This is a genomic window from Sphingomonas lycopersici, assembly GCF_026130605.1.
GTDB lineage: Bacteria > Pseudomonadota > Alphaproteobacteria > Sphingomonadales > Sphingomonadaceae > Sphingomonas > Sphingomonas lycopersici.
In genome coordinates this window covers 63,563-83,863 of the sequence record NZ_JANFAU010000005.1, presented here as the reverse complement: position 1 = coordinate 83,863, position 20,301 = coordinate 63,563, and the positions used below count along the sequence as shown (strand labels likewise).

The 20,301-nt window shown below is 67.1% G+C and carries 20 protein-coding genes; 13 read left to right on the top strand and 7 right to left on the bottom strand.

Annotation, left to right across the window (positions count from 1 at the left end; translation table 11 throughout):
• Position 1: 1 nt before the first annotated feature.
• The 7 genes from NED98_RS11985 to NED98_RS11955 all read right to left on the bottom strand — a co-directional run bounded on the left by NED98_RS11985 (position 2) and on the right by NED98_RS11955 (position 8,207).
• Entirely contained in the window at positions 2-1,252 is a 1,251-nt protein-coding gene (locus tag NED98_RS11985; protein ID WP_265313169.1) for a sulfotransferase family protein, read from the bottom strand.
• A 4-nt stretch (positions 1,253-1,256) separates the two neighbouring features.
• Positions 1,257-2,009 carry an SDR family NAD(P)-dependent oxidoreductase gene (locus NED98_RS11980; RefSeq protein ID WP_265313168.1) on the bottom strand — a complete coding sequence of 251 codons (753 nt, stop codon included), beginning with the start codon at positions 2,007-2,009 and terminating at the stop codon, positions 1,257-1,259.
• Between the two features lie 154 nt (positions 2,010-2,163).
• Positions 2,164-3,645: an FAD-dependent oxidoreductase gene (locus NED98_RS11975; RefSeq protein WP_265313167.1), complete on the bottom strand. Its 1,482-nt coding sequence runs from the start codon at positions 3,643-3,645 to the stop codon at positions 2,164-2,166.
• Positions 3,646-3,655: 10 nt separating this feature from the next.
• On the bottom strand, positions 3,656-4,435 hold the full coding sequence (locus tag NED98_RS11970) for a fumarylacetoacetate hydrolase family protein (protein ID WP_265313166.1): 780 nt from the start codon (positions 4,433-4,435) through the stop codon (positions 3,656-3,658).
• Positions 4,428-5,243: an alpha/beta fold hydrolase gene (locus NED98_RS11965; RefSeq protein ID WP_265313165.1), complete on the bottom strand. Its 816-nt coding sequence runs from the start codon at positions 5,241-5,243 to the stop codon at positions 4,428-4,430. Before NED98_RS11965 ends, NED98_RS11970 begins: the two co-directional genes overlap by 8 nt.
• Before the next feature lie 148 nt (positions 5,244-5,391).
• Complete coding sequence (locus tag NED98_RS11960; protein WP_265313164.1) at positions 5,392-6,597, bottom strand: acyl-CoA dehydrogenase family protein; 1,206 nt, start codon at positions 6,595-6,597, stop codon at positions 5,392-5,394.
• A 107-nt stretch (positions 6,598-6,704) separates the two neighbouring features.
• The gene (locus tag NED98_RS11955) at positions 6,705-8,207 is read right to left on the bottom strand and encodes a FadD3 family acyl-CoA ligase (protein WP_349293258.1); all 1,503 of its coding nucleotides are present in this window, start codon (positions 8,205-8,207) and stop codon (positions 6,705-6,707) included.
• Positions 8,208-8,416: 209 nt separating this feature from the next.
• Between NED98_RS11955 and NED98_RS11950 the strand changes: the two genes are divergently transcribed.
• From NED98_RS11950 to NED98_RS11890, 13 genes are all read left to right on the top strand, one after another.
• Positions 8,417-9,199 (top strand): SDR family oxidoreductase, encoded by a 783-nt coding sequence (locus NED98_RS11950; RefSeq protein WP_265313163.1) that lies wholly within the window; start codon positions 8,417-8,419, stop codon positions 9,197-9,199.
• A 145-nt stretch (positions 9,200-9,344) separates the two neighbouring features.
• Positions 9,345-10,247 carry a VOC family protein gene (locus tag NED98_RS11945; RefSeq protein ID WP_179511084.1) on the top strand — a complete coding sequence of 301 codons (903 nt, stop codon included), beginning with the start codon at positions 9,345-9,347 and terminating at the stop codon, positions 10,245-10,247.
• A complete protein-coding gene (locus tag NED98_RS11940) occupies positions 10,244-11,125 on the top strand; it encodes a CoA transferase subunit A (protein WP_265313162.1) in 882 nt (293 codons plus the stop codon). The genes NED98_RS11945 and NED98_RS11940 overlap by 4 nt, the downstream gene beginning before the upstream one ends.
• A 193-nt stretch (positions 11,126-11,318) precedes the next feature.
• Entirely contained in the window at positions 11,319-12,119 is an 801-nt protein-coding gene (locus NED98_RS11935) for a CoA-transferase subunit beta (RefSeq protein ID WP_179511085.1), read from the top strand.
• Between the two features lie 2 nt (positions 12,120-12,121).
• Entirely contained in the window at positions 12,122-13,036 is a 915-nt protein-coding gene (locus NED98_RS11930; protein ID WP_179511086.1) for an enoyl-CoA hydratase, read from the top strand.
• Complete coding sequence (locus tag NED98_RS11925; RefSeq protein WP_265313161.1) at positions 13,033-14,118, top strand: NAD(P)H-dependent flavin oxidoreductase; 1,086 nt, start codon at positions 13,033-13,035, stop codon at positions 14,116-14,118. The genes NED98_RS11930 and NED98_RS11925 overlap by 4 nt, the downstream gene beginning before the upstream one ends.
• Positions 14,118-14,867, top strand: coding sequence for an enoyl-CoA hydratase family protein (locus tag NED98_RS11920; protein WP_265313160.1), 750 nt, complete (start codon positions 14,118-14,120; stop codon positions 14,865-14,867). Before NED98_RS11925 ends, NED98_RS11920 begins: the two co-directional genes overlap by 1 nt.
• Positions 14,867-16,027 (top strand): acyl-CoA dehydrogenase family protein, encoded by a 1,161-nt coding sequence (locus NED98_RS11915; protein ID WP_265313159.1) that lies wholly within the window; start codon positions 14,867-14,869, stop codon positions 16,025-16,027. The genes NED98_RS11920 and NED98_RS11915 overlap by 1 nt, the downstream gene beginning before the upstream one ends.
• On the top strand, positions 16,027-16,998 hold the full coding sequence (locus NED98_RS11910) for an acyl-CoA dehydrogenase family protein (protein WP_265313158.1): 972 nt from the start codon (positions 16,027-16,029) through the stop codon (positions 16,996-16,998). The genes NED98_RS11915 and NED98_RS11910 overlap by 1 nt, the downstream gene beginning before the upstream one ends.
• On the top strand, positions 16,991-18,142 hold the full coding sequence (locus tag NED98_RS11905; RefSeq protein WP_179511091.1) for an acetyl-CoA C-acetyltransferase: 1,152 nt from the start codon (positions 16,991-16,993) through the stop codon (positions 18,140-18,142). The genes NED98_RS11910 and NED98_RS11905 overlap by 8 nt, the downstream gene beginning before the upstream one ends.
• A complete protein-coding gene (locus NED98_RS11900) occupies positions 18,142-19,059 on the top strand; it encodes an SDR family oxidoreductase (protein ID WP_179511092.1) in 918 nt (305 codons plus the stop codon). The genes NED98_RS11905 and NED98_RS11900 overlap by 1 nt, the downstream gene beginning before the upstream one ends.
• A complete protein-coding gene (locus NED98_RS11895; RefSeq protein WP_179511093.1) occupies positions 19,056-19,835 on the top strand; it encodes an SDR family oxidoreductase in 780 nt (259 codons plus the stop codon). Before NED98_RS11900 ends, NED98_RS11895 begins: the two co-directional genes overlap by 4 nt.
• A complete protein-coding gene (locus NED98_RS11890) occupies positions 19,832-20,296 on the top strand; it encodes a MaoC family dehydratase (RefSeq protein WP_265313157.1) in 465 nt (154 codons plus the stop codon). The genes NED98_RS11895 and NED98_RS11890 overlap by 4 nt, the downstream gene beginning before the upstream one ends.
• The last annotated feature ends 5 nt before the right edge of the window (positions 20,297-20,301 follow it).

Here is a 20,301-nt window from a genome sequence, read left to right as displayed (position 1 = left end):
GTCACAATTTTTCCTCCGCCACCGGGAAAGCGTCGAAGTAGAAAGCGAAACGTTCGCGCAGCGCGGCGATATCGACGTCGAAATCGCCCGCGAGATCGTACACCACCTTGCCGTGCATCGCGCGCGGGTGGCTGGCGACATAAGCGTCGATCGCCGCGCGCGCCTCGGGGGTGCGTTCGAGCCCGGCGAGCGCGGCGATGCGATCGAGGGTTGCGTCCTGATCGGCCATATAGCGATCGAAATAGACGTCGAGCGACCGCTCCGGTCCCCACGAGGCACGATCGCGCACGCAGCGGCGCAGCAAGGTCTCGATCCGGTCGATCCAGTAGCGCGCGGTGGCGGGGGGATCGGTGTCCCTGCGGCGCAGGCGATCACCGTAGGCGATCATCGTCACCGCCGACTGGATCACCGCCAGCGGATCGCGGTGGGTGATCACGAGGGTCGCGTCGGGGAACACCGCCTTCAACGGCCCGAGCTGCTCCATATGCTGCGGCGATTTGAGCACCCAGCGGCGCGGCCCGCGCAGCCAGGTGAGCAATTGCAATACCTTCTTTCCGTAAGCGTAATGCGGCGTCTGATCGTGGGTCAGATAATATTCGCGCCACGCATGCGGGCGGCTGAGCCATTCGAGTTCGTAGGAAGCGAAATCGATCTTCTGCAGCTCGATCTCCTCATGCGTGTGATCGGGCGCCATTTCGTGCATCGCGCGCATGTGCGGCAAAGCTTCCTCGAACGCGCCCCAGAATTGCCGGGTCTGGAGGAAACGCGGGTCCTGCGATCGATCGGCGGGCGGTGTGCCTTCGGGCACCGGCTGCATCGATTCCCACAAGGGCATCGAATTGAGCCGCGGATCGGCCGACAGGATATTGACGAGATGCGTCGTCCCCGATCGCGGCAGCCCGGCGATGATGATCGGGCGCTCGATCTCGATATCGAGGATTTCCGGTTGGCGCCGGATCATGTCCTCGACCTTCAACCGGTTGATCGCGAGCCGGATGAAATCGTTGAACAGCGACGCGCGGCCCCATGGGTTGAGCCCGGTATCGGCGTCGACCGAGGCGCACCATAGATCGAGCCGCGCGACGAATTCGCGGTCGCCGAAATCGGAGAGCCCGGTCGCGGCGCTCGCGGCATCGAGCACGGCTTGCGCGGCCAGCCGCTCGGGCGGCGCGGCGCGCGCGATCATCTCCTCGAGCAGCGGCGAAAGCCGCGGCCGGGCGAGATCGTCGATGCGGATGGGGGAAGCGCTCATCGCGTCACCCCACCACGCTATAGCCGCCGTCGATCAGCAGCGTCTGGCCGGTGATGAAGCTCGCCGCCGGGCTGGTGAGGAACAGCACAGCGCCCGCGATATCCTCGGGGACGCCGATTCGCCCCAACGGCGTCCGCGCGATCGTCGGCGCCAGCACCTCGGGCATATGCTTGACCCCGGCGGTCATCTTGCTTTCGGTCAGCCCCGCGGCGACGGCATTGGCGCGGATATGATGCTTGGCCCAGGCGAGCGCGAGCGTCTTCATCATCTGCACCAGCCCCGCCTTAGCCGCGCCGTAACCCGGCACCTGCTCGATCCCGAAGAAGCTGGAGAGCGAGGCGATGCCGATGAACGACCCGCCGCCGGCGATGCTGCTCGCCGCCAGTTTGTCGCGAAAGGCGTGGGCGAGGCGATAGGCGCCGGTAAGGTGCATCCGCACCGCGCGATCGAAGATGTCGGGCTCATATTCGTCAAGCCCGATCGTCATCAGCGCGATGCCGGTGGAGTTGATCAGGATATCGCACCGCGCGGTGGCGGCGGCTAACGCGGCGATGCTGTCGGCGCTTTCGATATCGAGCTGGCGATAGCCGCAGCCCGGAACCAGATCGTCGTAATCGCTCGCCGACGCGCGGGTGCCGGTGATCGTGACATTGGCGCCCGCCTCGCGATAGGCCGCGGCGATCGCCGCCCCGATCCCGCCGCTACCGCCCGCGACCAGCACTTCCGCGCCGGCATAATCGAAACGCACGCCTTTCATCGTTGTGGCTCTCCTGTCGTGGTCGGCGCGGTCGTTGCCGCGCCTGTCCAAATACAATCCGTTCGCCCTGAGCTTGTCGAAGGGCGTCCTGCCGTTCGCGAGTTCGGGCCGCCCTTCGACAAGCTCAGGGCGAACGGGGATAAGTGACCCCGATCTAACGCACGATGCTTTCGCCGACCGCCGTTGCGGCCCGACGCCCGGCCATCCGGCCGAAGAAACTGCCGTCGGCGAGGCTCATGCCCGAGCTGTAGCCGTGGCCCCAGCGCGGCAGCCCGCAGGTCGCGCGACCCGCGGCGTAAAGCCCCGCGATCGGCTGGCCGGCGCGATCGAGCACCTCGCCGGTCGGCAGGGTGTTGAGCCCGCCGAGCGTGAAGAAGGAAAAGAAGCTGGTCCTGAAATTGAGTTCGAGCGCGGCGAACGGCCCCCGATCGAGCACCTTCAGCCACTCGGGCGCCTTGTGGTAGATCGGGTCGTGCCCCTCGGCGGCGTAGCGGTTGAAGGTTTCCACCGTCGCCGCCAGCGTCGCCTCGGGGAGCCCGAGTTCGCGCTCCACCTCGGCCCAGCTATCCCCGACCGCGGCGATCTCGATCCGCGCGAGGTCGATCGGGCGGCCGAAAATCTCGTTGTCGACCAGCAGGAAGACGCGCTCGCCCGGCTGGTCGAGCATCGTCCGGCTGACCCGGCCGTGATAGCAATCCTCGTTGATGAAGCGCTGCCCGCGCTCGTTGACGAAAATGCCCTTCACCAGACTTTCGGGCATGATCCACGGGCAGGTGGTGAAGAATTCGTCCATATGGATCGCGTCGCCGCCCGCGGCCATGCCCATCAGGATGCCCGAGCCGTTATCGTTCTCGCCGATCGGTTCGGATGCGCGCAGCGCGCCGGGGGCGTAGCGCCTGACCATTTCGGCATTCATGCAGAAGCCGCCGGTGGCAAGGATCACCCCCTTGCTGGCGCGCACGTAAAGCGGCTTGCCGTCGATCCGCACGACGACGCCGACGACACGGCCCTTGTCGCCGACGAGGCAGAGTGTCCGCGCATCGGTGTGCACGTTGACGCCGAGCGCGCGGACGCGCGTTTCGAGGATGTCGATCAGCTTGCGCCCGCCGCCCCAGCCCATCCACTGGATTGTATGGCCGCGCGGGGCAGGGGTGGCGGTCTCGGCGAACGGCCATGCCGCCTCGCTGCCCGACCAGATCAGGGTATCGTCCTCGGCCGGCTCGATGATTTTGCCGGGAAGGAAGCTGCCCTTGTAGGGCACGCCCTGATCCTTGAGCCATTGATAATGGTCGAGGCTCTCGGCGGCGTAGAGCCTGACCTTGGCCGGATCGGCATCGGGGCCGCCGGCCATCATCAGATAGCCCTCAAGCGCCTCGGTCGTATCGGCGAACCCCGCGGCGCGCTGCGCATCGGTCCCGCCGCCGCCGCCGATATACATCTCCCCGCCCGACAGCGCCGAAGCGCCGCCGCTGCCCGAGGTCGCCTCGAACAGGGTCACCCTGGCGCCGGCCTCGGCCGCCTCGATCGCGGCGCAGGCGCCGGCGATGCCGAAGCCGACGATCGCCACCTCGGTCTCGACGTCCCACGCCGGAACCTCGCTTGCCGCGAGCAGGCGGTGCGGCGCGAAATCGGTCACGCCGGCGCTCCTAGACGAAGCGCGCGGTGCAGCTGCCCACGCCCTCGAGGTTCATGACGAACACGTCGCCGATGCGCGCCGGTTCGAGCGGCACGAGTGAGCCCGAGAGGATCACATCGCCCGCATCGAGCGTCACGCCGTAGCGCCCGAGGGTATTGGCGAGCCACGCCACCGCGGTGAGCGGCGATCCCTGCACCGCCGAGCCATAGCCTTCGGACAAGGGCGCGCCATTCTTGGTCACCGTGACCTTGAGCCCCGGCAGATCGACCGAGCGTGGATCGACCCGCGCCTCGCCGACGACATAGACCCCGCACGAGGCATTATCCGCGACGGTATCGACGATGCCGATCTTCCAGTCGTCGATCCGGCTGTCGACGATCTCGAAGCACGGCGCGATCGCCGCGGTCGCCGCGAGCACGTCGGCGTCGGTCACCCCCGGACCGGTCAGCGGCGCCGAGAGGATGAAGGCGATCTCCGCCTCGGCGCGCGGCTGGATCAGCCCGTGCGCATTCACGTCGATCACCCCGTCTGGCACGTCCATCCGATCGGTGAGAAAGCCGAAATCGGGCTGGTGGACGCCGAGCATGTCCTGCACCGCCTTGCTCGTCACGCCGATCTTCTTGCCCACCACGCGCTCGCCTTCGGCGCGGCGCCGCGCAAGGAAATCGAGCGAGATCTGATAAGCGTCGTCGATCGTCAGCTCGGGATTGCGCGCGATCAGCGGGGCGACCGTGTTGCGGCCGCGCAGCGCGGCGAACAACTCGGCGCCAAGGGCGGAAACGTCAGCCACGCAGAAAATCCAGTGCGTAACGGTTGAACTCGGCGGTGCGTTCGACCTGCACCCAATGCCCGACCTTGTTGAAGATCATGAAGCGCGCATCGGGGCAGGCGTCGAGGAAGCGCTGCGCCCCCGAAGCGGGGCAGAATTCGTCATTCTGGCCCCAGAAGCCGATGATCGGCATCGGCAATTCGCCGAGCCGCGGCGCGAGATTGGGGGTGCGCATCCGCGCCAGCACGTCCTTGGGCTGGGTGCGCGCGACCGCATAGCGTTCCGCGACCAAAGCATCGGTGATCACCGATGCGTCATAGACGAGGTTCGAGACGAGCTTGCGCTGATCGTCGAGCGTGAAATCGGGGCTGGTGAAATCGCCGACCATCTTGGCGATCCCCGGCATCGCGAAATAGACCGGCAGTTCCTCGATACAGCCGGGCGCCATCAGCACCAGTTTCTCGGCGAAACCGGGATGATCGAGCGACATCTGGATCGCGACCCCGCCGCCGAGCGAATTGCCGACCAGCACCGCTTTGGTCACCCCGGCCTGGACGAGCGCGTCGTACAAAGTGTCGGTGAACAGCGCGAGCGTATAGTCGATGCCCTCGGGCTTCGATGAATCGCCGTAACCGATCATGTCGGGGAGCAGGACGCGGTAACCCGCGTCGACGAAGGCGGCGATATTCTGCTTGAAATTGGAATAGCCCGACGCGCCCGGCCCGCTGCCGTGGACGAACACCACCGCCGGCCCGCTGCCCGTCTCGGCGATCGAAATCTCATATCCGCCGGCGACCTTGTAGATCGTACGCTTCACGTCGTTGGCCATTCGATCCACTCCGTTTTTTTCTATCCCGCCATTCCCGCGAAGGCGGGAATCCATTCACCCAGGTTCTTGCGATAAAATCGCAACGGCAGCGCATCTGGATTCCCGCCTTCGCGGGAATGACGAAGAAGGTTTCTTCTCAAATCATCGCTCAGAGGAACATGAAGCTCGGCGGCTCGCCGAGCAGCGCGTTGACCACATCCGGCCCGAAGTTATTCGGATCGTTCGCGACATGCGCCCGCGCCGCGTGGAGATCGAGCCACGGCTGGATCACCGGGCTCGACATATAGATCGCGCGCCCGCCGAGCAGCGGCAGCAGCCCGTCGACCAGCGCGGCGCAGCGCCGCACCACCGAGCCCGACTGGAAGCGGAACAACGTGCGCTCCTCCATCGGGATCGGCTCGCCCGCCTCGGCATGCGCGATCATCGCGTTGAAATTGCGCGCCAGCACCGCTTCCATCTCGTCGATCTCGGCCCAGGCCCTGGCGATCGCATTCTGCAGCAGCGGATCGGCCTTGGAAGCCTTGCCGGTGTTGGTCGAGATGCGCGTCTTCATGATCTCGATCGCGCTTTTGGTCGCCGCCTTGGCGCCGCCCAGCGCGGCGCTGGAGACGAGCCGCACGAACACCTGCGCCCAGGGCAGGCGATACATTGGCGCGTCATTCTCGACCTGCCCCGGATTGGTGCACAGGAAGCCATCGCTCGCCTTGTGGGTGCGATGCTCGGGGACGAAGGCGCGGTCGACCACGATATCCTGGCTGCCGGTGCCCTGCAGCCCGAAGACATGCCAGGTGTCCTTGATCTGATAATCGCTGCGCGGGACGAGGAAGGTGCGCATATCGGGCGCATCGCCTTCCTTGGCGGGCGGGATCATCGCGCCGAGCAGCACCCATTCGCAATGTTCCGACCCGCTCGAAAAGCCCCATTGCCCCGAAAGATAGAAACCGCCTTCGGTCCGCTCGACCTTGCCCACCGGCTGATAGGAGGAGGAGACGAGCGTCGCGTCATTCTCGCCCCACACTTCCTGCTGCGCCTGATTGTGGAACAGCGCGAGCTCATAGGGGTGGCCGCCGACCACGCCATAGACCCAGCCGGTCGACATGCAGCCCTCGGCGAGCAATTTCTGCACCTCGAAGAATATATTGGGGTGCATCTCATAGCCGCCCCAGCGCTTGGGCTGGAGGATGCGGAAGAACCCCGCGGCTTGCATCTCGGCGATCGTCTCGTCGGGGATGCGGCGCTGTGCGGTCGCCTGCGCGGCGCGCGCCTTGAGCGCGGGGATCATCGCCCGCGCGCGCTCGATCAGTTCCTCACCGCTCGGAATGCGTGCGCTCGCCTGTTGTGCGGCTGTCGCCATTATAGTCTCCTTGCCCGCTATCTGCGCTTGTCGCGGAGAAATCGAGGCTGAAAGTTCGATATTCGTAATGAAAACTATATTTGGCTACGCAAGCCGTCAATCCGGATTCAGGGGCGCAATGCAAATTTCTGCACCTTGCCCGATGCGTTGAGTGGGAGCGCCTCGACGATCTCGATGCTGCGCGGCGCTTTGTAATTGGCCATGTTGGCGCGCGCCCAGACGAGCAGTTCGTCGGCATCGGGCCTATGCCCGGCGCGCGGCACGACGAACGCCTTGCCGACTTCCCCCAGCCGTTCGTGGGGAATGCCGATCACCGCGGCGAGCGCGACATCGGGGTGGCGTTGCAACGCGCGCTCGATTTCGGCCGGGTAGCAGTTGAAGCCGCCCGAAATGTACATGTCCTTGATCCGGTCGGTGATCACCAGCTCGCCGCCCGGCTCGAACCGGCCGATGTCGCCGGTATGGAGCCAGCCGTCCGAGTCGATCGCCTCGGCGGTCGCGCCATCGTCCTCGAAATAGCCGCGCATCACGTTGAAGCCGCGTACCAGCACCTCGCCCGCGCCGCTCTCGTCGGGATCGGCGATGCGCACCTCGATCCCGGGGATCGGGCGGCCGGCGGTGCGCGCGACGATCTCGGCCGGGTCGTCGGCGGCGGAGATCGAGACGATCCCGGCGGATTCGGTGAGGCCGTAACCGGTCAGCACGGTATCGATCCCCAGATCGCTGCGCATCCGCTCGATCAGCGCGGCGGGGACCGAAGCGGCGCCGGTGATCGACAGCCGCAGCGACGACAGGTCGGCGTCGCCGAGATCGGTGGCGAGCAGGGTCTGGAAGATCGCCGGCGGCCCCGGCAGCACGCTGATGCGGTGCGTCGAGACGAGGTCGATCAAACGCTTGGTATCGAGGATCGCGAGCGGATAGATCGTCGCCCCCGCGATCAGGCAGGCGAGCCACCCCGCCTTATAGCCGAAGGTGTGGAAGAAGGGGTTGACGATCAGATAGCGGTCGCCCGCGCGCAACCCGACCGCATTCACCCAGGTGCGGAACGAGCGCACCGACGCGCCGTGGGTCGCGACGACGCCCTTGGGGTCGCCGGTGGTGCCCGAGGTGAACAGGATGTCGCACGCATCGTCGGGGGCGATCGCGGGGAGGGCGATGCTTTCCGGCGCGGTGGCGACGAACGCGTCCCATTCGGCGCCGAAGCAGATCGTGCGCTCGAGGTGCGGCAGATCCTCGCCGGCGAGCAGCGTCGGATAATCGGTGTCGAGGAAATCGTGGACGGTCAGCAGCGTCCGCGCACGCGACTTGTTGAGGATATAGGCTGCTTCATTGCCCTTGAGCCGGGTGTTGAGCGTCACCACCACGCAGCCCGCGGCCTGCGCGCCGACGCAGGCGAGGATCCATTCGGGGCTGTTTGGTGCCCAGATCGCGACACGATCGCCCTTTGCCAGCCCTGCGCCGGCGAAGGCGCGCGCGATCTTCTGCGATTCGGCCCACAGGCCGGCGAAGGTCACAATGCGCGCGCCGTCAACGATCGCCGGCTGGTCGCCGAAACGGCGCGCGGCGGCTTCTGCGACGGCGGTAATGGTCATCGGCTCAGATTCGGCCACAGGCTCATCCTCTAGTATGCGTAGTCAAAATAGCATCAGGCTACGCAAATTGTACATTGCCTATCGACTCGCTTCGACTATCTTGTTGCGCGACGCGAGGATGGGGCCGGAATCGGCCGGTATAGGCCGCCCGCCGTCGCCATGTCGGTCAAGCCCCGAATGGTGATGGGAATGCGCGGGAAACCGGGCAACGACGGGGATCGGCCAGGATGGAGGATGCGCAGGGAATGTCGGTCGATCCGCTGAATTTCGCAGGCCGCGTGGTGGTCGTCACGGGGGCGAGCCGGGGCATCGGCCGCGCGATCGCGACGCGTTTCGCCGCGGCGGGGGCGACGGTGATCGGCTTCGGCCGCAGCGTCCCGGTCGAATCGCTCGGCTATGAATTTCAGGCGTGCGACGTGCGCGATCCCGAGGCGGTGCGCGCCGCGATCGATGCGATTGGCGCCGCGCACGGCCGGATCGACGCGGTGATCAACAATGCCGGCGGCTCGCCCGAAAGCGACGCCGCCACCGCCAGCCCGCGCTTCGCCGAGCGGGTCATCGCGCTCAATCTGCTCGGGCCGCTCTATGTCGCGCAGGCGGCGCATCGCTGGATGCAGGCCAATGGCGGGGCGATCGTCAACATCGCCAGCGTCTCCGCGACCCGCCCCTCGCCAGGCACCGCGGTCTATGCCGCGGCCAAGGCGGGGCTGGTCCAGCTCACCCGCAGCCTCGCGCAGGAATGGGGGCCGACCGTGCGGCTCAATTCGATCATCGTCGGCTATATCGCCACCGAGGATGTCGCGACGACCTATGGCAGCGCCGATGCGCAGGCCGCGATCGCCGACACGCTCGGGCTGCGCCGGCTCGGCCGTCCGGAGGAGATCGCCGACGCGGCGTTGTTCCTTGCCTCGCCGATGGCCTCCTATGTCAGCGGTGCCTCGCTCGCGGCGGACGGGGGCAATGAATGGCCGTCGTTCCTCGCGATCCTCAAGGCGCACTCTGGCAAGTGATCGGCTCGTAACTTTCGGTTTGCGTATTACTTTTGGCAAATTGATGCGCATTCCGCTTGAAATGGCAAAAGGGCGTCGGTAAGCCGGTGAGAGGGGAGGCGCGAGCGGCCCCGACTCAGAGGCCCGATCCAGAGAGGTATGCCGAATGGCAGTGAAATCATTGGCCTATGCCGTCATCGACTCGGCCGATATCGACGCGTGGCGGCGCTATGGCGAAGAGGTCATCGGTGCGCGCGCGCTTGAAAACACTGGCGAGGGCGGCGCGGACGAGGTGCGGCTGCGCTTCGACGAGCGCCCGTTCCGCCTGCTGATCCGCAAGGCCGATGCCGACAAGTTCCACGCCGCGGGCTGGGTCTATGGCTCGAAGGCCGATTATGATGCCGGCCTCGCCAAGCTGCGCGCCGCCGGCGTCGCGCTCGAGCCGGCGAGCGCGGCGGAGGCGAAGGATCGCCATCTACGCGAATTCGTGCGGCTTAACGATCCCTCGGGCAACCTGCTCGAACTCGGCTGGGGCAACATCGTCGACGGCAAGCCGTTCATCTCGCCGGTCGGTGTGCCGCATTTCGAGATGGGCGAGATGGGGCTGGGGCATGTCGTGCTCCCCGCGATGAAGCTCGCCGAGACGCGCGCTTTCTATATCGATCTGCTCGGCTTCGGCGACAGCGACGAGATGCGTGCCTTCATGCAGGGCGGGCCGGACGATCCCGGCATCGGCTTCCACTTCCTGCATTGCGACAATCCGCGCCACCACAGCATCGCGCTGGGCGAATATCCCGCGCCGTCGGGGTGCATCCACATGATGTTCGAGGTGCCGACGCTCGATGCGGTCGGCCAGGCGCTCGATCGCGCGATCGCCGCGGGGACGCACATCTCGTCGAGCTTCGGCAAGCATATGAACGACAAGATGTACAGCTTCTACATGCGGACCCCGTCGGGCTTCGACATCGAATATGGCACGGGCGGCATCCGCCCGGACTGGACCACCTTCACCCCCACGATCAGCCTCAAAGAGGATGAATGGGGCCATCACTGGAATTTCGGCGGATGACCTTCGACAAGCGCATGACCGCGGCCGATTTCGTCGGCCAGCTCAAGGACGGAATGACGATCGGCATCGCCGGCTGGGGCCCGCGGCGCAAGCCGATGGCGCTGGTGCGCGAAATCCTGCGCTCGCCGCTCAAGGACCTGACGATCGTCGCTTACGGCGGCCCCGATATCGGGCTGCTGTGCGCGGCGGGGAAGGTCAGGAAGCTGATCTTCGGCTTCGTCTCGCTCGATGCGATCCCGCTCGAGCCGTGGTTCCGCAAGGCGCGCGAGAGCGGCGCGATCGACGTGCTCGAGCTTGACGAGGGGATGTTGCAATGGGGGCTCAAGGCGGCGGCGATGCGGCTGCCGTTCCTCCCGACGCGCGTCGGGCTCGGCACCGACATCATGACCCACGGCGGGTTCAAGACGGTCAAATCGCCCTATGCCGATGGCGAGGAATTGCTGGCGATGCCGGCGCTCCGCCTCGACGCCGCGCTGATCCACGTCAGCCGCGCCGATCGCTTCGGCAATATCCAGGCGCTCGGCCCGGATACTTATTATGACGAATGGTTCGCCCGCGCCGCCGACAAGGCCTATGTCTCGGCGGAGGAAGTGGTCGAGCGGATGGACGAAAGCTATCCCGATCCGGCCGACGCCAAGACGTCGATCTTCGAGCGCTGCTTCGTGACGGGGGTGATCCCTGCGCGCTTCGGCGCGCATCCGACGTCGATGCCCCCGGCCTATGGCTGGGACATGGGCTATTTCAAATCCTATGCCGCGGCGGCGGGCGAGGAAGGCGGCTGGGATCGCCTCAACGCCGATATCGCTGCGGGGGAGGAAGCCTATCTGGAGCGCGTCGGCGGCGAGAAGATCGCCAGCCTGCCGCTGCCGATCTTCTAACGAAGCGTTTGGAGATGCAGCTCAACCTCTCCCCGTCATTCCCGCGAAGGCGGGAATCCATTCTGGCTGGCCTATGGGCTCTTGCCGCGACGCCGGCGCGAATGGATTCCCGCCTTCGCGGGAATGACGGGAGATCGATGGGCAGGGGCGCTCCCCGGCACATTTTTCGAACCGATTATAAAAGAGGCGAAGCATGAGCGCTTCCGATTTCACCCTCGCCGAACTGCTGATCGTCGCCTGTTCCGAGGCGTGGCGCGGCAATGGCGAGGTCGTCGCCACCGGTATCGGCCCGATCCCGCGCATCGCCGCGGGGCTCGCCAAGCTGACCCACACCCCCGAATTGATGATGACCGACGGCGAGGCGTTCCTCGTCGAGGAGCCGGTGCCGCTCGGCCCGCGCGGCGATTACAAGCCACGCTTCGCCGGTTACCTCCCGTTCTCGCGCTTCTTCGACGCCGCGGTGTGGTCGGGCAAGCGCCACGCGATGGTCACCCCGACCCAACTCGATCGCTTCGGCCAGACCAACATCTCGTGCCTCGGGCCGGATTATCGGCAGCCCAAGGTGCAGATGCTCGGCGCGCGCGGCTTTCCGGGCAACAGCATCAGCCACATCAACTCGATGTTCCTGCCGCAGCATTCGAAGCGCGTGTTCGTCGAGGGCGAGGTCGATATGGTCTCCAGCGTCGGCTACAATCCCGCGCGGACCAAAGGCGTCAACACCGATCACCTCGACCTGCGGCTGATCGTCACCGATCTCGCGGTGATGGATTTCGGTGGGCCGGATCATGCGATCCGCGTCGTCTCGCTCCACCCCGGCGTCACGCTCGACGAGGTGCAGGAAGCAACCGGTTTCCCGTTGGCGGTGGCCGACGAGGTGCGTGAAACGCCGGCGCCGACCGCGGAGCAGCTTGCGATCATCCGCCGCCTCGATCCGCACGACATCCGCGCCGGGGTGATCAAGGGCAATCCGGCCGGCATCCGCGAAAGGGCTTGAACATGAGCGATCTCGTCACCCCGCAGCAGGTCGATATCACCTACGAAACCGACACGCCCGTCACCTATACGGTCGAGAATGGCGTCGCCTGGGTGATGATGAACCGGCCGACGTTCAACAATGCGCAGAACAGTCAGATGACCTATGCGCTGGACGACGCCTTCCGCCGCGCGACCGACGACGATGCGGTGCGGGTGATCGTGCTGGGCGGGGAGGGGAAGCATTTCTCCGCCGGGCACGATATCGGCACCCCGGGGCGCGATCTGCACAAGAGCTTCGATCGCAAGCTGCTGTACGCCGATCACACCAACAAGCCCGCCGCGGAACTGCTCTATACCCGCGAGCAGGAAGTCTATCTCGGCATGTGCCGCCGCTGGCGCGACATTCCCAAGCCGACGATCGCGATGGTGCAGGGCGCGTGCGTCGCGGGCGGGCTAATGCTCGCCTGGGTGTGCGATCTGATCATCGCCACCGACGACGCCTTTTTCCAGGATCCGGTGCAGAAACTGATGGGCATCCCCGGGGTCGAATATTTCGCCCACGGGTTCGAGCTGCCGCCGCGCGTCGCCAAGGAATTCCTGCTGCTCGGCGAGCGTTTGCCGGCCGAACGCGCCTATAGCTTCGGGATGGTCAACAAGATCGTGTCGCGCGCCGAATTGCGCGATGCGGTGTCGGATTGGGCGCAGAAGCTCGCGGTGCAGCAGCGGCTCGGGCTGTGGCTGACCAAGCAGGCGTTCAACCATGTCGAGGATCTGCGCGGCAAGCGCACCGCGATGGATGCGGTGTTCCACATGCATCATTTCGCGCATGCGCAGAACGATCTCACCACCGGCCATTCGCTTGGCGGGGTGACCGCCAAGAGCGCCGCTGCCGACAACAAGAAAGCGGCAGACGCCAAAGCTGTGGATGGGGCATGAGCGACCCGCTCGCCACGATCCTGACCGAGCGGCTCGGCTGCCGCCTGCCGGTGATCCAGACCGCGATGGGCTGGGTCGCCGAGCCGGCGTTGGTCGCCGCCTCGTGCGAGGCGGGGGCGTTCGGCTTCCTCGGCGCGGCGGTGATGACCCCGCGCGAGGCGGCGGAGAAGATCGCCGATGTGCGGCGGCGCACGTCGCAGCCGTTCGGCGTCAATTTCCATATGTTCCAGCCCGGCGCGGGCGAGATCGTCGACCTGATCCTCGCCAATCGGAATCAGGTGCGCGCGGTGAGCTTCGGGCGCGGGCCTGATGCCAAGATGATCGCGCGTTTCAAGGACGCGGGCATCCTGTGCGTGCCGACCGTCGGCGCGGCGAAGCACGCCAGGAAGATGGTCGAGCTCGGCTGCGACATGATCACGGTGCAGGGCGGCGAGGGCGGCGGGCATACCGGCGCGGTCGCCACCACGATCCTGCTGCCGCAGGTGCTCGATGCGGTGAAGGTGCCGGTAATCGCCGCCGGCGGGTTCGCCGACGGGCGCGGGCTTGCGGCGGCGCTGGCCTATGGCGCGGTGGGCATCGCGATGGGGACGCGCTTTCTGCTGACGGTCGAGAGCGCGCCGCCGGAAGTCGCCAAGAATGTCTATCTCAAGGCCGGCACCGACGACATCCACGTCACCACCAAGATCGACGGCCTGCCGCAGCGCATGGTCCGCACCCCGATGTTCGACCGGATCGAGAAATCGGGCCCGATCGGCATGTGGCTGCGTGCGATCGAGGGCGGGCTGGCGATGAAGGCGCGCACCGGCGCGAGCTGGGGCGAGCTGATCGCCGCCGCGCGCGGGATGACCAGTCACGGCGGGCTGAGCTTCATGCAGGCGATGCTCGCCGCCGCCGCGCCGACCTTGATCCAGAAAGCGGTGGTCGACGGCGATATCGAGCATGGCGTGATGGCCACCGGGCTCGTCGCCGGGCGGATCACTTCCTTGCCGACCTGTGCCGAACTTCTCGCCGATATCGAGCGCGAGGCGCGGGCGCGCATCGCCGCGCTGACCGCGACCGTCGCCAACGAAAGAGCCGCCTGATGCCGATCCGCACTTATGTCGCCGACAATATCGGCGAGGTCATCCTTGATCACCCGCCGGTCAACGCGCTCGACAGCGCGGGCTGGAACGAGCTGCCGGGCATCATCGAGACGCTTGGGCGCAACCCCGACGTGCGCTGCGTGCTGATCCGCGCCGAGGGCAAGGGTTTCTGCGGCGGGGTCGATATCAAGGAGATGCAGGCGCATCCCGAGCGGATCGTCGATCTCAACCGCGGCAATTACCGCACCTTCCGCGCGGTGCGGAACTGCGAGGTGCCGGTCGTCACCGCGGTGCATAATTTCGTGATCGGCGGCGGGATCGGCATCTGCGGCGCCTCCGACGTGGTGATCGCCGCCGAGGGCGCGTTCTTCTCGCTGCCCGAGGTCGATCGCGGCGCGATGGGCGGGGCGAGCCACCTCCAGCGCATGTTCTCGATCCAGAAGGTCCGCGCGGCCTTCTTTACCGGTGGGCGCATCCCGGCCGAGGAAGCCTATCGCATCGGCGCGATCGAGAAACTCGTGCCGCTCGATAAGCTGTACGAGGAAGCGCGCGCCTTCGCCGCGGTGATCGCGTCGAAGAGCCGCAAGGCTTTGGTGATCGCCAAGGAGGCGCTCAACGGCATCGAGCCGCGCGACGTCGATCACGGCTATCGCTTCGAACAGGGCTTCACGCTCGAAATGTACATGCACGAGGACAGCCAGAAATCGCGCGACGCCTTCGTCGAGAACAAGGGGGCGGCCAAGTTCTGATGGACCTCACCTACACCCCTGAACAACAAGCCTTCCGCGCCGAAGTCCGCGCGTGGATGGAGGCGCATGTCCCCAAGGAGCCGCTGCTGACGCTCGAAGGGCGTGCCGGGTTCGACGCGCACGTCGAATGGGAACGCACGCTCGCCGGCGGCAATTGGGGCATGGTCACCTGGCCCGAGGCTTATGGCGGGCGCGGGCTCGATCTCATTCGTTGGCTGATCTTCGAGGAAGAATATTATCGCGCCGGGGCGCCGCTGCGCGCCAATCAGAACGGCATCTTCCTGCTCGGCCCGACGGTGATGGAATTCGGCACCGACGAGCAGAAGGCGCGCTTCCTGACGCCGATGGCGAAGGGCGAGATCATGTGGGCGCAGGCCTGGTCCGAGCCCAATGCGGGATCGGACATGGCCGCGATCCGCTCGCGCGCGGTGCGTGACGGCGACGATTATGTCATCTCGGGGCAGAAGACCTGGTCGAGCCGCGCGGCCTTTGCCGATTGGTGCTTCGGGCTGTTCCGCACCGACCCGGAGTCGAGGCGCCACAAGGGGCTGAGCTTCATCCTCGTGCCCTTGGACGCGCCCGGGGTGACGATCCGCCCGATCCGCCAGCTCCACGGCGAGACGGGGTTTGCCGAAATCTTTTTCGACGAGGTCCGCGTCCCCGCCGCCAACCGCATCGCGGGCGAGGGCGAGGGGTGGAATGTCGCGATGGCCACCGCCGGGTTCGAGCGCGGGCTGATGCTGCGCAGCCCGGCGCGCTTTCAGGCGGCGGCGAAGCGGCTGGTCGATCTCTATCGCGCGCATCAGCGCGATGCCGCGCCGAGCGCGCGCGAGGCGGTGATCAAGGCGTGGGCCGAGGCGGAAGCCTATGCGCTCAACACCTATAAGGTCGCCTCGACCGTGATGGCCGGGGGCAAGATCGGCGCCGAGGCGAGCCTCAACAAGATCTTCTGGTCCGAGCTCGATCGCGCTTTGCATCGCACCGCGATGAGCCTGCTGGGCGCGGCGGCCGAGCTGAAAGAGGTCGGCGGGCGCGTCAATCAATGGCTGGAGGGCTATATCTTCTCGCTCTCCGGGCCGATCTACGCCGGATCGAACGAGATCCAGCGCAACATCATTGCCGAGCGGCTGCTCGGTCTGCCGCGGTTGGGGGCGGGCTGATGAACTTCGCGTTCACCGACGAACAGATCGAATTGCGCGACGGCGTTCGCGCCTATCTCGAAGGCACCCACGGCGCCGAGGTGTTGCGCCGGCTCGACACGGAGGGCGGGCGCGATCCCGTGATCTGGCGCGGGCTGGTCGAGATGGGGCTGACCGCGCTGATCGTCCCCGAGGCGCAGGGCGGGCTCGGGCTGGGGCTGATCGAAGCGGCGCTGGTCGCGGTCGAGCTGGGCCGCGCCGACGTGTCCGAGCCGGTCGCCGACAGCGCGTTAGTCGCGCCGCGGCTGATCGCCGACGAGGCGCAGCTCGCGGCGATTGCCGCGGGCGAGCTCAAGGTCGCGCTGGCGCATCCGGTCAATCCATGGGTCGCCGATGCCGATCAGGCTGGGCTGGTGTTCGGCGGCAGCGCGACCGGCGAGCGGCTGGAAAGCGCCGATCCGCTCCGCCGGATGTTCGCGGTGGCGCGCGCGGAGGCCGATGCGCGGATGCTCGATCACGCCGCGCTGATCGCGGCGGCGCAGCTTGTCGGGGCGGGCGAGCGGATGCTGACGCTGGCGACCGATTACGCCAAGGATCGCGAGCAATTCGGTCAGGCGATCGGCGGGTTTCAGGCGATCAAGCATCACCTCGCGAGCGTCGCGGTGGCGTTGGAATTCGCCCGGCCGGCGCTGTGGCGCGCGGCCTATGCGCTGGAAAACGGGCATGAGCGCGCCGGGGTCCATGTCAGCCACGCCAAGCTCGCCGCGACCGACGCCGCGGTGCAGGCGGCGGAGACCGCGATCCAGGTCCACGGCGCGATGGGCTACACCTATGAAGTCGACCTCCATTACTGGATGAAGCGCGCCTGGGCGCTCGCCGGTGCGTGGGGCGACCGCGCCTTCCACCTCCGTCGCCTCGACGACGCCGTGATCGGCGGTGCGATGGCGATCGGCCCCGATCAGAGTTTCGAGACAGGAATGACACATGGCTGAAGCCTATATCGTCGACGCGGTGCGCACCCCGATCGGCCGCAAGAAGGGGACGCTTGCGGGGGTCCACCCCGCCGATCTCGGCGCACACCCGATCAAGGCGCTGATCGAGCGCACCGGCGTCGACCCCAAGGCGGTCGATGACGTCGTCTGGGGTTGCTGCGACACGATCGGGCCGCAGGCGGGCGATATCGGCCGCACTGCATGGCTCGCTGCAGGGCTGCCCGAGGAAGTACCGGGGGTGACGGTCGACCGCCAGTGCGGCTCCTCGCAGCAGGCGGTGCATTTCGCCGCGCAGGGGGTGATGAGCGGGACGCAGGATCTGGTCGTCGCCGGCGGCAGCCAGGCGATGAACGCGATCCCGATCTCGGCCGCGATGTTCGCCGGCCAGCCTTATGGCTTCGATAGCCCGTTCCTCGGTTCGGCCGGCTGGCTCGCGCGCTACGGCGACGAGGAAGTCAACCAGATCAAGTCGGCTGAGATGATCGCCGACAAATGGGGCATCGGCCGCGAAGCGATGGAGGCGTTCGCGGTCGAATCGCACGCCCGCGCGCAACGCGCGACCGAGGCCGGCTGGTTCAAGCGCGAAATCGCGCCGCTCGCCGGGCTCGAAGCCGACGAGACGATCCGCCCCGCGACGAGCCTTGAGGGCCTCGCCGCGCTCAAGCCGGTGCGTGAGGGCGGGGCGGTCACCGCCGGGGTCGCCAGCCAGAATTGCGACGGCGCCGCTGCGCTGCTGATCGCGAGCGAGGCGGCGGTGAAGGCGCATGGGCTCAAGCCCCGCGCGCGCATCCACCACCTCTCGGTCCGCGCCGCCAATCCAGTGTGGATGCTGACCGGCCCGATCCCCGCGACCCAGCACGCGTTGGCCAAGGCGGGCATGTCGATCGCCGATATCGATCTGTTCGAATGCAACGAGGCGTTCGCATCGATCCCGATGGCGTGGATGAAGGAACTCGGCGTGCCGCACGAGAAGGTCAACGTGCAGGGCGGGGCGATCGCGCTCGGCCACCCGATCGGCGCCACCGGCGCGCGGCTGATGACCACCCTGCTCAACGCGCTCGAGCGCACCGGCGGCCGCTACGGCCTCCAGACGATGTGCGAGGGCGGCGGGCAGGCCAATGTGACGATTATCGAGAGGCTGTAATGGGAATTTGCGAAGGACGGGTGGTCATCGTCACCGGGGCGGGCAACGGCCTCGGCCGGGCCTACGCGCTCGGGCTGGCGGCGGAGGGCGCGAAGGTCGTGGTCAACGATCTCGGCGTCGGGACGCACGGCGAGAGCGGCGAGACCAAGGGCGCGGCCGAACGCGTCGTCGACGAGATCCGCGGCGCGGGGGGCGAGGCGGTCGCCAACACCGACGATGTCGCGGATTGGGATGCCGGCAAGCGCATCGTCCAGACCGCGCTCGACGCGTTCGGGACGTTGCATGCGGTGGTCAACAACGCCGGCTTCGTGCGCGATCGCATGTTCGTTTCCTGCACCCCGGAGGAATGGGATGCGGTGACGCGGGTCCATCTGCGCGGACATTTCTGCACCAGCCGCCACGCGGTAGACTTCTGGCGCGCGCGGCAGAAGGCGGGCGAGGCGATCGATGCGCGGATCATCAACACCACCTCCGGCGCCGGCTTGCAGGGCAGCATCGGGCAGAGCGCTTATTCCGCCGCCAAGGCCGGGATCGCCGCGCTGACCCTGATCCAGGCCGCCGAGCTCGGGCGGTATGGCATCACCGCCAATGCGCTCGCGCCCAATGCGCGCACCCGCATGACGATGACCGCCTTCGCCGACACGATGACCTCGATGCAGGAAGCCGCCTTCGATCCTTATGCGCCCGAAAATACCGCGCCCTTGGTCGCGTGGCTGGCGAGCGAGCAGTCGCAGGCGGTGACGGGGCAGGTGTTCGAGCCGTTCGGCGGCACGATCCGCCTCGCCGAAGGCTGGACCGACGGCCCGACGTCGGCCGATGTCGGCCGCGCGCTGCGCGCCGATGAGGTGGGCGTCGTCGTCGGCGATCTCGTCGCGCGGCGCAACCCGGCCAAGCCGGTCTATGGAACCGGCGCATGATCCCGCCGGTCTATCCCACCCCGCGCGGGCTGCTCACCGGCAAGACCGTCGTCGTCACCGCCGCCGCCGGCACCGGCATCGGCTATGCGGTCGCCAAGCGCGCCGCCGAGGAAGGCGCGCGGCTGCTGATCAGCGACTATCACGAGCGCCGGCTCGGCGAGGCCGCCGACCGCATCGCCGCGGAAACCGGCACCCCGCGCCCCGCGACGATATTGTGCGACGTGACGGTCGAGGCCGATGTCCAGCGGCTGCGCGATGCGGCGCATGACACGCTCGGGCATGTCGACGTGCTGATCAACAACGCCGGCTTGGGTGGCGAAGTGCCGATCGTCGACATGACCGACGATCAATGGTCGCGCGTGCTCGACGTGACCCTGACCAGCGTGATGCGGATGACCCGCGCCTTCCTGCCGGGCATGTATGCCCGCAAGTCGGGGGCGATGATCAACAACGCCTCGGTGCTCGGCTGGCGCGCGCAAAAGGGGCAGGCGCATTATGCCGCTGCCAAGGCGGGCGTGATGGCCTTCACGCGCTGCGCGGCGGTCGAGGCGGCGGAGCATAACGTGCGGGTCAACGCGGTCGCGCCGTCGATCGCGATGCACGCTTTTCTCGCCAAGGTGACGAGCGACGATCTGCTCGCCGAGCTGAGCGCGCGCGAGGCGTTCGGCCGTCCTGCCGAGGTGTGGGAAGTGGCCAACGTGATGATCTTCCTCGCCTCCGATCTGTCGAGCTATATGACCGGGGAGACCGTCTCGGTCTCCAGCCAGCGCGCATGAGCGGGCCGGCGGTCTTCGCGTCGCCGCGCGACCTGATCGGGCAGGAGGGGCGGCAGTTCGGCCCGACCGACTGGCTCCCAATCGAGCAGGACCGGATCGACGGCTTCGCCGACGTGACCGGCGATCATCAGTGGATCCACGTCGATACCGAGCGGGCGAAGCAGGGCCCGTTCGGCAAGACGATCGCGCACGGCTATCTGACGCTCAGCCTCGCCAATTATTTCCTGCCGCAGCTCGTCGAGGTGCGCGGCTTCGCGCATGCGGTGAATGTCGGTGCCGATCGGCTGCGTTTCCTCGCCCCGGTCCCGGTCGGCTCGCGCATTCGCGGGGTGGGCGAGCTGGTCAAGTTCGAGGAGGTGAAGGGCGCGGTCCAGTCGATCGTGCGCATCACGATCGAGATCGAGGGCAGCGACAGGCCGGCCTGCGTCGTCGATACGATCAGCCGCTATTTCCCGGAGTAAGCACA